13 protein-coding genes and 1 pseudogene are annotated in these 10,866 nt (G+C 70.4%); 3 read left to right on the top strand and 11 right to left on the bottom strand.

From position 1 onward, the window contains the following. From QM582_RS02835 to QM582_RS02825, 3 genes are all read right to left on the bottom strand, one after another. Positions 1 to 529: PTS sugar transporter subunit IIA (locus QM582_RS02835; protein WP_415081561.1), on the bottom strand; the 529-nt coding region annotated here is incomplete at its 3' end. Between the two features lie 30 nt (positions 530 to 559). After that, entirely contained in the window at positions 560 to 1,519 is a 960-nt protein-coding gene (locus QM582_RS02830) for a 1-phosphofructokinase family hexose kinase (RefSeq protein ID WP_415081559.1), read from the bottom strand. After that, positions 1,516 to 2,292, bottom strand: coding sequence for a DeoR/GlpR family DNA-binding transcription regulator (locus QM582_RS02825; RefSeq protein WP_415081557.1), 777 nt, complete (start codon positions 2,290 to 2,292; stop codon positions 1,516 to 1,518). Before QM582_RS02825 ends, QM582_RS02830 begins: the two co-directional genes overlap by 4 nt. Before the next feature lie 223 nt (positions 2,293 to 2,515). Between QM582_RS02825 and QM582_RS02820 the strand changes: the two genes are divergently transcribed. Beyond that, complete coding sequence (locus QM582_RS02820) at positions 2,516 to 3,013, top strand: hypothetical protein (RefSeq protein ID WP_415081555.1); 498 nt, start codon at positions 2,516 to 2,518, stop codon at positions 3,011 to 3,013. A 21-nt stretch (positions 3,014 to 3,034) separates the two neighbouring features. Here QM582_RS02820 and QM582_RS02815 read toward each other — a convergent pair whose 3' ends face one another. Both QM582_RS02815 and QM582_RS02810 read right to left on the bottom strand, forming a co-directional pair. Next, the gene (locus QM582_RS02815) at positions 3,035 to 3,712 is read right to left on the bottom strand and encodes a response regulator (protein WP_415081553.1); all 678 of its coding nucleotides are present in this window, start codon (positions 3,710 to 3,712) and stop codon (positions 3,035 to 3,037) included. After that, positions 3,709 to 4,860: a sensor histidine kinase gene (locus QM582_RS02810; protein WP_415081552.1), complete on the bottom strand. Its 1,152-nt coding sequence runs from the start codon at positions 4,858 to 4,860 to the stop codon at positions 3,709 to 3,711. The genes QM582_RS02815 and QM582_RS02810 overlap by 4 nt, the downstream gene beginning before the upstream one ends. 168 nt (positions 4,861 to 5,028) lie before the next feature. Here QM582_RS02810 and phoU point away from each other — a divergent pair, with 168 nt between their 5' ends. Beyond that, a complete protein-coding gene (phoU, locus tag QM582_RS02805; protein ID WP_415081551.1) occupies positions 5,029 to 5,694 on the top strand; it encodes a phosphate signaling complex protein PhoU in 666 nt (221 codons plus the stop codon). 516 nt (positions 5,695 to 6,210) lie between these two features. Here phoU and QM582_RS02800 read toward each other — a convergent pair. Together QM582_RS02800 and QM582_RS02795 are read right to left on the bottom strand one after the other, a co-directional pair. After that, complete coding sequence (locus QM582_RS02800) at positions 6,211 to 6,960, bottom strand: phosphoglyceromutase (protein WP_415081549.1); 750 nt, start codon at positions 6,958 to 6,960, stop codon at positions 6,211 to 6,213. Positions 6,961 to 7,069: 109 nt separating this feature from the next. Continuing rightward, positions 7,070 to 7,417 (bottom strand): annotated as a pseudogene (locus tag QM582_RS02795) (hypothetical protein); the annotation flags it as partial. Between the two features lie 225 nt (positions 7,418 to 7,642). On the opposite strand from QM582_RS02795, the gene QM582_RS02790 reads away from it, so the two are divergent. After that, complete coding sequence (locus QM582_RS02790) at positions 7,643 to 8,386, top strand: SDR family NAD(P)-dependent oxidoreductase (protein ID WP_415081547.1); 744 nt, start codon at positions 7,643 to 7,645, stop codon at positions 8,384 to 8,386. 30 nt (positions 8,387 to 8,416) lie between these two features. Here QM582_RS02790 and QM582_RS02785 read toward each other — a convergent pair whose 3' ends face one another. The 4 genes from QM582_RS02785 to QM582_RS02770 are packed head-to-tail and all read right to left on the bottom strand — an operon-like array spanning position 8,417 to position 10,859. Then, the gene (locus QM582_RS02785; RefSeq protein WP_415081545.1) at positions 8,417 to 8,620 is read right to left on the bottom strand and encodes a hypothetical protein; all 204 of its coding nucleotides are present in this window, start codon (positions 8,618 to 8,620) and stop codon (positions 8,417 to 8,419) included. A gap of 30 nt (positions 8,621 to 8,650) precedes the next feature. Next, complete coding sequence (locus QM582_RS02780; RefSeq protein ID WP_415081543.1) at positions 8,651 to 9,013, bottom strand: biotin/lipoyl-containing protein; 363 nt, start codon at positions 9,011 to 9,013, stop codon at positions 8,651 to 8,653. Positions 9,014 to 9,030: 17 nt separating this feature from the next. Further along, positions 9,031 to 9,291: a hypothetical protein gene (locus QM582_RS02775; protein WP_415081542.1), complete on the bottom strand. Its 261-nt coding sequence runs from the start codon at positions 9,289 to 9,291 to the stop codon at positions 9,031 to 9,033. An 11-nt stretch (positions 9,292 to 9,302) separates the two neighbouring features. Beyond that, positions 9,303 to 10,859 carry an acyl-CoA carboxylase subunit beta gene (locus QM582_RS02770; RefSeq protein WP_415081540.1) on the bottom strand — a complete coding sequence of 519 codons (1,557 nt, stop codon included), beginning with the start codon at positions 10,857 to 10,859 and terminating at the stop codon, positions 9,303 to 9,305. Between the last annotated feature and the right edge of the window lie 7 nt (positions 10,860 to 10,866).

Below are 10,866 nucleotides of genomic sequence, written 5' to 3'. Positions count from 1 at the left end.
GCACGACCTTCTCGGCGGCCCCGGACGCCTCCGCCGGCGCGGCGGCGGGAGCGGCGGCGGCCGGCGCGGCCTCCTCCTCGGGATGGATCGCGGCGTTCACCAGGGCGACGACGTCCTCGGCGGTGGCGGCATTGCGCAGTCCGTCGGTGAACTCCGAGCGCACCAGGTTGCGGGCCAGCAGGGCCAGCAGCTCCAGGTGGGCATCGTCGGAGCCCTCGGCGGCGGCGATCATGAAGGCGATGTCGGCCGGGCCGTCGAAGGCGCCGAAGTCGACCGGCGGAGAGAGCCGCGCGAAGGCCAGCGAGTTGGTGGTGACGGCAGCCGACCGGCAGTGCGGGATCGCGATCCCACCGCCCAGGCCGGTGGCCGCTTTCGCCTCCCGCGCCAGCGCGTCGGCTTCGAGACCGGCGGCGTCGGCGCGTCCGGCCTTGGCGACCAATTCCGCCAGATTGTGGATCACATCGTTCTTGGTCGGACCAAGATCGACGTCGAGCACAACCAGATCAGCAGTGATCAGGTCCTGCGACATTGAGGTGTCCTTTCGACAAATTCGGAGAAGTCAGCCGAGGTCGGTGACGACGACATCGGCGGTGTTGAGATGCTCGGGCCTGGGCAGGGCGCTTCCGGCCATGGATGCCGCGGCGGAGCCGTACGCCACAGCGGTTCGGAGTCGGTCGGGGGCGGCTTCTCCCCCGCAGTCGGCCAGCACATAGCCGGCCACCGATGAGTCGCCCGCACCGACGGTGCTGCGCGGGACGATGGGGGGCGGGCTGGCGTGCCAGGCGCCGTCGCCGGTCACCAGGACCGCGCCCGAGGCGCCCAGGGTGCCCATCACGGCGGTGACGCCGCGTTCCACCAGGCTGCGGGCGGCGGCGACCGCCGCACTCGGGTCGCCCTGCTTGGCGGCCGCCTCGAGCTGCTCGGCGTCCGCCCCGGTGAGCTGGGCCAACTCGTCGGAGTTGGGCTTGAGCAGATCGGGGGCGGCGTCGGGGAAGTTGTCGACCAGGGCCAGCAACGGCTCGTCGGAGGTGTCCACGGCCACCTTCACGCCCAGCGGACGGAGCCGGCGGACCAGGGTGGCGTAGAAGTCGTGCGGAACGCCGGGCGGCAGCGAGCCGGACAACACCACCCACTCCGCGCCGGTGGATTCGGCCACCACCAGGGCCGCCAGCGCCTCGATCAGCTCGTCGCTGAGCCGAGGGCCGGGTTCGTTGATCTTGGTGGTGGTGCCGTCGGGCTCGGTGAGCGTCAGGTTCATCCGGACGCCCTCGTCGACCGCGACGGTGCGGTATTCGACCCCGAGCTGGCGCAGTGCGGACAGAATCGGATCGTCGTCGGGCGCCGGGAGGACGGCACGGACCGGCTGGCCCGCGTAGTGAATCGCCCGCGCCACGTTGACCCCCTTCCCGCCGGGCTCCACGGTGACTCCGGCGACTCGCTGGACCTGCCCGCGCGCCAATGGCGCCTCCAAGCTGGCAGTCCGGTCGAGGCTCGGGTTCGCGGTGAGGGTAATGATCATGCGACGACGACCTCCAATCCTGCGTTGACTAGCTGTTGACGATCAGCTTCGTGCAATCCGGAGTCAGTTACCAGCACATCGACTTCATTGAGTGCCGCAAAGCTGACCAATAGGGTCACACCGATCTTCGAGGCGTCCGCCAGCACCACCCGGCGGCGGGCGGCCCGCACCATCGCGCGCTTGACCGCGGCCTCGTCCGGATCGGGGGTGGACAGTCCGTGCGCGACGGTCAGGCCGTTGGTGCCCAGGAAGGCCACGTCGCAGGCCAGCCGGTCGAGCGCCTCCACCGTCTCGCCGCCGACGGTGGCCTGGGTGATCCCGCGCACCCGGCCGCCGAGCAGGTGCACCGGCCCGCCCTGCAACAGGGCCAGCTGGGAGGCGATCGGCACCGAGTTGGTGACCACGGTGAGCTGCTGGTTGCCGCCGAAGGCGGCGGCGAAGCGGGCGGTGGTGGTGCCCGAGTCGACCAGCACGGTCGAGCCGGCGCCGGTGGGCAGGAAGCGCAGCGCGGCCTGGGCGATCCGGCTCTTCTGGGCGGAGAACGCCGGCTCGCGCTCGGCGATCGCGGTCTCCACCAGGCGGACGTTCTCGGCGGGCACCGCGCCGCCGTGCACCCGGCGCAGGATGCCGCGCCGGTCCAGCACGTCGAGGTCGCGGCGAATGGTCTCGGTGGTGACGGCGAAGCGCTGCGCCAGCTCGGTGACGGCGACCCGATCGTGGCGAAGCGCCAGATTGACGATCGTGCGTTGCCGCTCTTCCGCGTACATGTGCATGGGGCCTTCGATCCGACGTTGGATTTCATTGGATCCTAACGCTTCGCGTGGGTCTGTCAACAGAAAACCTAAAGATTCGCGGATGATCGCAGGTTGTTATGCATGGTCAGCGGGTGCGGCTGCCGTCCGCGCCGGGCCGCGACGAGCCGGCCGGCGGGCATCCCCAAACCGGGGCGCAATTCGTTAGGCTGACCCCCACACCGGCGACCACAAGGAGTTCCAGATGGCCAGCACCCTCCGCCGCATCGGCGTCACTGCGTGCGTACCGATCGTCCTGGCGCTGACCGGCTGCGGCATGGACGCACAGACGCTGCAGCCGTACACCCCGGCCGAGGGCGTGAACACCGGCACCGGTCCGGTGAAGGTGCGCAACCTGATGATCGTCGCCGACAACACCGGCCAGGGCGTGGTGAGCGCGTCGATGCTGACCTACGGCGACGACACCCTGACCGCCGTCGCCGGCGTCCCGCAGAAGTCGGACGGCGCCGCCGGGAGCCCGCTGGTGGTGACCGCCACCGGCCTGCCCGCGACGCTGAGCAGCAACACCCTGGTGGTGCTGACCAATGCGCCGCTGCGGGTCGCGGTGACCTCCCCCGACCTCAAGCCGGGGCTGCTGGCCGACATCACCCTGACCTTCGCCAAGGCCGGCCCGGTCAAGCTGGTCGCGCCGGTGCTGTCCGCGTCCGATCCCGAGTTCGAGAGCATCGCCGTCGGCCGCTGAGCGGCGAACCGGGCGGGCGGCTCAGGCCTCGAATTTGTAGCCCAGGCCCCGGACGGTGATCAGCCGTTCCGGCTCGGCCGGGTCCCGCTCGACCTTGGCCCGCAGCCGCTTCACGTGGACGTCCAGGGTCTTGGTGTCGCCGACGTAGTCGGCGCCCCAGATCCGGTCGATCAGCTGGCCGCGGGTGAGCACCCGGCCGGCGTTGCGCAGCAGGATCTCCAGCAGCTCGAATTCCTTGAGCGCCAGCTTCACCGGCTCGCCGCGGACCCACACCTCGTGCCGCTCGACGTCCATCCGGACGTCGTCGACCTCCAGCACGTCGGGCTCCAGCTCGATCTCCTGACCGCGCCGCAGCACCGCCCGGATCCGGGCCACCAGTTCGCGGTGGCTGAACGGCTTGGTGACGTAGTCGTCGGCGCCGAGCTCCAGCCCGACCACCTTGTCGATCTCGTCGTCGCGAGCGGTGACCATGATCACCGGCACCGAGCTGCGGGCCCGCAGCCGGCGGCACACCTCGGTGCCGGGCAGCCCCGGCATCATCAGGTCGAGCAGCACGATGTCGGCCCCGCCGCGCTCGAACTCGGCCAGCCCGATGGTCCCGTCGGCGGCCTCGACGACATCGAAGCCCTCTTTGCGGAGCAGGTAGCCGAGGGTTTCGCGGTAGGCGTCCTCGTCCTCGATCAACAGCACCCTGGTCATGCGGCGGTCCCTTCGGCATCGGTGTCTGGGCGGAGCGCCGGGAGGCGCAGGGTGAAGGTGGAGCCCTGCCCGAGCCGGCTCCACAAACTCACCGTCCCCCCGTGCGCGGCGGCGATGTGTTTGACGATCGACAGTCCCAGGCCGGTGCCGCCATGCGCCCGGCTGCGGCCGTAGTCGACCCGGAAGAAGCGTTCGAAGACCCGCGGCTGGTCGGAGTCGGAGATGCCGATGCCGTTGTCGGAGACGCTCGCCTCGACCCAGTCGCCGGTCGCGTCGTGCACCCGGCGGACGCTGATCGCGACCCGGGCGCCGGCGTCGGAGTAGGCGATCGCGTTCTGCACCAGATTGCGCAGCGCCGCCTCGATCTGGCTGCGGTCGCCGCGGATCACCGCGCCCGGGCAGCGCTGCCGGGTGAGCGTGATCCGGCGGCTGCCGGCCTGCTCCCGGAACTGGTCGAGGACGGCGTTCAGCACCTCGTCCAATTCGATCGGGACGGCGGCCAGCAACGGGTCGCTGGACTGCAGCCGGGACAGCGCGATGATCTGCGAGATCAACTCGTTGAGCCGCTCCGTCTCGGTGGACATCCGTCCGGCGAAGTGGCGCACCGCGTCCGGATCGTCGGCGGCGTCGGTGATCGCCTCGGCCAGCAGCGAGAGCGCCCCGATCGGGGTCTTCAGCTCATGGGTGACGTTGGCGACGAAGTCGCGCCGGGTCTCGTCGATGCGCAGCGCTTCGGAGCGGTCGTCGGCGACCAGCAGCACCAGTCCGTCGCCCAGCGGCGAGACCCGCACCGCGAGCCGCCGGCCGGGCAGGCCCAGCCCGGTGGGGACGTCGATGTTGAGCACGCCCGGCTCGGCCTCGCGGCGGGCGTCCCGGACCAGTTCCAGCACCTCCGGGTGCGCCAGCCGGTTGCCCCGCAGCACACCCGAGGATGCGGCGCTGTGCGACTCGGCGAGGATCTCGTCGTGCGGGCCGATCAGTGCCGCGGCACCGCGCAGGTGCTCGATCGTGGTCTGCAGCGCGGGCGACACCAGCGGCGCCGGGTCGGGCGAGGACGCCTGTTGCCGGGTACGCCAGACGGTCAGGCCGAGTAGCGTCGCAAGGACGCCCAGGACGACCCCCAGGGCGCTGGCGACGAGCGGGCTCACGTTCGGATCATACGGGCAGGCCACCGAGCACGATCGTCAGAGGCGGAAGCGACCGCGGCAGAGTTCACCGACTGTTCACCTGCGTGTCGCCCGGGATCGGTCCTCGGGCACGACGCGGGCATAGGGTGGAGCGGGCCGGACGCCGGCAGTGATCGCGAAAGAGGAGACATGCGAGAGAGCTACCGCGAAGATCTCGACGGACTGGTCGTGGATCTGGTCGGCATGACCGAACGAGTGCGGACGGCGGTGCGGCTGAGCACCAAGGCGCTGCTCGAGGCCGATCTCGCCACCGCCGAACAGGTGATCAGCGACGACGCCCTGCTGGACGAGTTGCACGACGACCTGGAGGCCCGCTGCTTCGTGCTGCTGGCCCGGCAGGCCCCGGTGGCCGGCGAGTTGCGCACCATCGTCGCCGCGATGCGGATGGTGGCCGACCTGGCCCGGATGGGCGACCTGGCCTGTCACGTCGCCAAGATCGCCCGGCTGCGCTACCCGACCCACGCCGTGCCGGAGGGCCTGGTCCCGAACTTCGAGCTGATGGCTCGGGTCGCCGAGGACATGGTGGCCACCGCCGGACGCGCCCTGCACGACCGCAACGCCCACGACGCCGCCAAGCTGGCCGACTCCGACGAGGAGATGGACGAGCTGCGCAAGAGCCAGTTCCGGATCCTGCTCGGCTCAGAATGGCCCTACTCGGTGGAGGCGGCGGTCGATGTCGCCCTGCTCGGCCGCTACTACGAGCGGATCGCCGACCACGCCGTGATCATGGCGGGACGGGTGATCTACGTCGTCACCGGCACCCATCCCGAGGGTGAGAACTGGACCGTCGCCTGAGGCGCTGCTTGCCGGTTCGTCCCGCTCGGGCTCAGTCCCTGCGTTGGGTCGCACTTTGTTGGTCGGCCCGAGCGAGCATTCCTTCCCGGTGCGCTCGGGCGCAAACTCGACCGACGGAGCCTCGCGCCATCCCGGCGAACGCCGGGATCTCCGGCCGGGCGTTTCCAGGCGGAGGAGATCCCGGAGCAAGCCCGGGATGACGAGAAGCTATCCCGTTTCTCGAGGCGCAGATAGACGGTCGCACGCGATGGTCGGCGGGACATCCGGCCGCCTTGATACACCCTGAAGTACCTAAATGATCTAATCAACACTCAGGGTGTGCCACCTGATCCGGAACCCCAACGGCTCCTCGCGGTGCCCCGGACAGAGTGAGCGGCGAGGGAGCGAGTCGGTGCAGCGACACTACGAAGTCTTTTCGGGCGCGTCAGCGACCGAAATAGCGACCGTCGCAAACCGACTCGCTCCCTCACCGCGTCCGCTCAAGCAGACAGCACCACGAGGAGGGCGAAACCCCTACTACTTCTTGCCCTGGTTCTTCACCGCTTCGATGGCGGCCTTGGCAGCGTCCGGGTCGAGGTAGGTGCCGCCGGTGGTGACCGGACGCAGGTCGTCGTCCAGCTCGTAGTGCAGCGGGATGCCGGTCGGGATGTTCAGCCCGGCGATGGCCTCGTCGGAGATGTTGTCCAGGTGCTTCACCAGTGCCCGCAGCGAGTTGCCGTGGGCGGTGATCAGGACGGTGTTGCCGGCGCGCAGGTCGGGCACGATCGAGTCGTACCAGTACGGCAGCATCCGGATCACGACGTCCTTGAGGCACTCGGTCTTGGGCCGGGCCTCGGGCGGCAGGAAGGCGTACCGGGGATCGTCGAACTGGGTGTTCGGGTTGTCGTCGGCGATCGGCGGCGGCGGGGTGTCGTAGGAGCGGCGCCACAGCATGAACTGCTCCTCGCCGTACTGGGCCAGGGTCTCGGCCTTGTTCTTGCCCTGCAGGTCGCCGTAGTGCCGCTCGTTGAGCCGCCAGCTGCGCCGGACCGGGATCCAGGTGCGGTCGCAGTTGTGCAGCGCCAGCTCGGCGGTGTGGATGGCCCGCAGCTGCAGCGAGGTATGCAGCACGTCGGGCAGCAGTCCGCTGCTCTTCAGCAGTTCACCGCCACGCTTGGCCTCGCCGATGCCCTTCTCGTTGATGTCGACATCGACCCAACCGGTGAACTGGTTCAGGGCATTCCATTCGCTCTCGCCGTGGCGGAGCAGGATCAGGTTCGCACTCATGAGGGGAGCCTAGCGGTGCGCCCGGCGCCCGGGCAGGCATGCCGGCGATTCGATCCGGTCGCTGGGACGGCTCCCGATCAGGACGGACGCCGGTCCCGCGCCACCTCGATCAGCACGCTTTCGTTGAGGCTTCCGCGGCCGTCGGTGAGCAGCTGCTCCAGTCCGTCCAGCGCCACCGATCCGAGCGCGGCGCCCACCTCCAACTGCTCGGCGAAGCGCAGCGCGTAGCCGGTGTCCTTGTGCCGGAGCACGGCCGAGAAGGTCGGGTCGCGATGGTCGCCGGCCACCATCCGGCGCAGGTTCCGGACGACCTGGGGGCTGGCCGCCTGCCCGGTCGCCGCCGTGGCGGCGAGCACTCGACCGCGAACGCTCCGGGACGCGGCGATCCGGCCAGCACGCCGTCCTCGGCCAGCCACACCGACGCCGAGGCCGCGTCGTCGCTGACCATGACCACGACGGCGTCGGCATCGCCGACCGCCTCGGCCGGGCTGGCCGCGAGCCGCGCCCCCGCGTTCCAGCAACGGTGCGGCCCGCTGCGGCGTCCGGTTCGCCACGATCAGTTCGTGCCCGGCCGCCAGCAGCCGTCCGGCCATGCCGGAGCCCATCCGTCCCAGCCCGATCATCGCTATCCGCGCCATCCGGACACGGTAGCCATCGGCGTCCGACTGGCAGAATCGGCGGCATGGCAGACAGCACAGCGGTGGTCACCGGGGCGAGCAGCGGGATCGGCGAAGCGGCTGCGAGAGCGCTGGCCGCCCAGGGGTATCGAGTGATCTGCGCGGCACGCCGCAGCGACCGGATCGAAGCCCTGGCCGCGGAGATCGGCGGGGTCGCCGTCACCTGCGACGTGACCGTGGACGCCGACGTCACCCGGCTGGCCGAGGCCGTCGGCGGCCGGCTCGACCTGCTGGTCAACAATGCCGGCGGCGCGCTCGGCCAGAACCCGGTCAGCGACGCCGAGATCGAGGCCTGGCAGCGGATGTACGACATCAACGTGCTCGGCGCCGCCCGGGTCACCCGGGCGCTGCTGCCGGCGCTGGACGCCGCCGCGGGCACGGTGATCTTCGTCACCTCGACGGCCGCCGAGGCCGCCTACGAGGGCGGCGCCGGCTACTGCGGGGTGAAGTCGGCCGAGCGGGCGCTGGCCGGCTCGCTGCGGCTGGAACTGTTCGACCGTCCGGTCCGGGTGTGCGAGATCTCCCCCGGCATGGTGCACACCCCGGAGTTCTCGCTGACCCGCTTCGGCGGCGACCAGGCCCGGGCGAACGCCGTGTACGCCGGCGTCCCCGGCCCGCTGGTGGCCGACGACATCGCCGACGCGATCTGCTGGATGGCCACCCGCCCGGCGCACGTCAACGTCGACCGGCTGGTCATCCGTCCGCGCGCCCAGGCCGCCAACCACAAGGTGTTCCGGGTCGCCGAGTAAGGGTGCCGCGAACCCCGGCCCGGCCGCCGCTCAGCTCTTGTCGGTCGGCGGGAAGCGGAAGTTGAAGAAGGCCCGCCCGAACGACCAGACCGCCAGCAGCCCGAGCAGGCCGACCCAGAGTCCGCCCGGAGGCCCGGACCCGTTCCGGGTGAAGTAGCCCGCCTGCACCAGCCAGACGCCGGTGACCGCGGCGACCACCGCGACCACGAACCAGCCCCACCGGGGTTTGGGCACGGAAGCCTCCTGAGCTCGGGTGTTGAGCCCTCAGGCTAGCTCGATCAGCGGATCCCCGCCCTGCACCGCGTCCCGCTCGCCGACCAGGATGGCGCCCACCGTGCCGGCATGCGGCGCGGTGATCTCGGTTTCCATCTTCATCGCCTCCAGCACCAGCAGCACCTGGCCCTCCGCGATCTCGTCGCCCTCGGCGACCAGGATCCGCGCGACCGCTCCGGACAGCGGCGCCACCACGGCGTTCGCCGAGGCCGCCTTGACCGACGCGGTGGTCGGCGCCGCCTGCGCGGCACCGCCTCCGCCGATCACGACCGCGCCGAGCGTGGGGCGTTCCTGCTCCTCGACGTCCACCTCGATGTCGTAGGCGACGCCGTTGACAGTGACCTTCAGTTTCATTGTCTGTTCCTCAAGCCTCAACGCAGATGCAGCGGCTCGTTGGCATGCTGCCGGCGGCGGGTGCCGCTCTGCCAGATAGCGGACGTGGTGAAGTGGGCCTGCCGCCGCTTGGCGCGGTGCCCCAGGTAGGCGGCGACCGCGGCCGCGATCGCCACCATGGTCTCCTCGGGGACGTCGGCGTGCAGCAGCCGGAGCTGCTTGATCTCGACCTCCAGGGACTCGACCCGCTCGGTCAGCGATCTGACCAGCCCGAGCAGCTCGGTGTCTTGCTCGTTCATCGTCTCTCCGATCAGACCGGGCCGAGGCCGTGCTTCTTGGCCGGCCGCAGCTGCCGCTTGGCGATCAGCAACTCCAGCGCCATGGCGACCTTGCGCCGGGTGTCGCCGGGATCGATCACGTCGTCGACCAGGCCGCGGGACGCGGCCACGAACGGCGTCGAGAAGGTGTTGCGGTACTCCTCGACCAGCTCGGCGCGGCGGGCGTCCGGATCCTCGGCGGCGGCGATCTCGCGCCGGAAGACCACCGACGCGGCACCCTCGGCACCCATCACGGCGATCTCGGCGGTCGGCCAGGCGAACACCTGGTCGGCGCCCAGATCCTTGGCCGACATGGCGATGTAGGCGCCGCCGTAGGCCTTGCGCAGCACCACGGTCACCTTGGGCACAGTGGCCGCCGCGTAGGCGTAGAGCATCTTGGCGCCGTGCCGGATGATGCCGCCGTGCTCCTGGGCGACGCCGGGCAGGAAGCCGGGGACGTCCACGAAGGTGACGATCGGGATGTTGAAGGCGTTGCAGAACCGGACGAACGCCGAGCCCTTGTCGGAGGCGTTGATGTCCAGCACCCCGGCCATCGCGCTGGGCTGGTTGGCCACGATGCCGACGCTGCGGCCGTTGATCCGGCCGAAGCCGACGACAATGTTCTGGGCGTAGCCGGCCTGCACCTCGAGGAAGTCGGCGTGGTCGATCACCTTGCCGATCACTTCCCGGACGTCGTAGCCCTTGGTGCCCTCGGCGGGCACGATGCCGTGCAGCGACGGGTCGTACTCGACGTAGGGGTCGGGATCGACGATCGGCGGATCCTCGGTGTTGTTCTGCGGCAGGAAGCTGAGCAGCTTCTTGGCGATCAGGATGGCCTGCTCGTCGTCGTCGGCGACGAAGTGGTTGACGCCGGAGACCGCCATGTGGGCGTCCGCGCCGCCCAGGGCGTCCTGGCTGACCTTCTCACCGGTGACCTGCTCGATCACGTTCGGCCCGGTGATGAACATGTGGGCCTTGCGGGTCTGGATGATGAAGTCGGTCAGCGCCGGGCTGTAGGCCGCTCCACCGGCGCAGGGGCCGGCGATGATGGAGATCTGCGGCACCGCGCCGGAGAGCAGCACGTTGGCGTAGAACACCTGCGAGTAGCCGGACAGCGAGTCGATGCCCTCTTGGACGCGGGCGCCGCCGGAGTCGTTGATGAAGACGAACGGGGTGCCGCATTTGAGCGCGGACTCCATCATCTCGACGACCTTCTTGGAGTGGGTCTCGCCGGCCGACCCGCCGGCAACGGTGAAGTCCTGGCTGGCGATGTGCACCGGACGTCCCAGCACCGCGCCGGTGCCGGTCACCACGCCGTCGGCGGGCATGTCCGCGGTGTCCATGCCGAAGGTCACCGTCCGGTTGCGCCGGAACAGGCCGATCTCCTGGAAGGTGTCGGGGTCGATCAGCGCGTCGATCCGCTCGCGGGCGGTCAGTTTCCCGGCCGCATGCTGCTTGTCGATCCGCTGCTGGCCGCCGCCGGCCCGGGTGGCCAGCCGCTTCTCCAGCAGCTCGTCGACCCGCTTCTTCATGTCTTTGGTCTTGGCCATCTGTTTC

It is taken from the genome of Micropruina sp. (genome assembly GCF_047607385.1).
Lineage (GTDB): Bacteria > Actinomycetota > Actinomycetes > Propionibacteriales > Propionibacteriaceae > Micropruina.
The sequence above is the reverse complement of the archived record's forward strand: the minus strand, read 5'-3'. Positions and strand labels throughout refer to the sequence as shown.

Excerpts from the sequence above, each read along its gene's own strand:
- QM582_RS02830 (WP_415081559.1), bottom strand. The coding sequence starts at position 1,519 with ATGATCATTACCCTCACCGCGAACCCGAGCCTCGACCGGACTGCCAGC.
- QM582_RS02825 (WP_415081557.1), bottom strand. The coding sequence starts at position 2,292 with ATGCACATGTACGCGGAAGAGCGGCAACGCACGATCGTCAATCTGGCG.
- QM582_RS02820 (WP_415081555.1), top strand. The coding sequence starts at position 2,516 with ATGGCCAGCACCCTCCGCCGCATCGGCGTCACTGCGTGCGTACCGATC.
- QM582_RS02815 (WP_415081553.1), bottom strand. The coding sequence starts at position 3,712 with ATGACCAGGGTGCTGTTGATCGAGGACGAGGACGCCTACCGCGAAACC.
- phoU (WP_415081551.1), top strand. The coding sequence starts at position 5,029 with ATGCGAGAGAGCTACCGCGAAGATCTCGACGGACTGGTCGTGGATCTG.
- QM582_RS02800 (WP_415081549.1), bottom strand. The coding sequence starts at position 6,960 with ATGAGTGCGAACCTGATCCTGCTCCGCCACGGCGAGAGCGAATGGAAT.
- QM582_RS02790 (WP_415081547.1), top strand. The coding sequence starts at position 7,643 with ATGGCAGACAGCACAGCGGTGGTCACCGGGGCGAGCAGCGGGATCGGC.
- QM582_RS02780 (WP_415081543.1), bottom strand. The coding sequence starts at position 9,013 with ATGAAACTGAAGGTCACTGTCAACGGCGTCGCCTACGACATCGAGGTG.
- QM582_RS02775 (WP_415081542.1), bottom strand. The coding sequence starts at position 9,291 with ATGAACGAGCAAGACACCGAGCTGCTCGGGCTGGTCAGATCGCTGACC.
- QM582_RS02770 (WP_415081540.1), bottom strand. The coding sequence starts at position 10,859 with ATGGCCAAGACCAAAGACATGAAGAAGCGGGTCGACGAGCTGCTGGAG.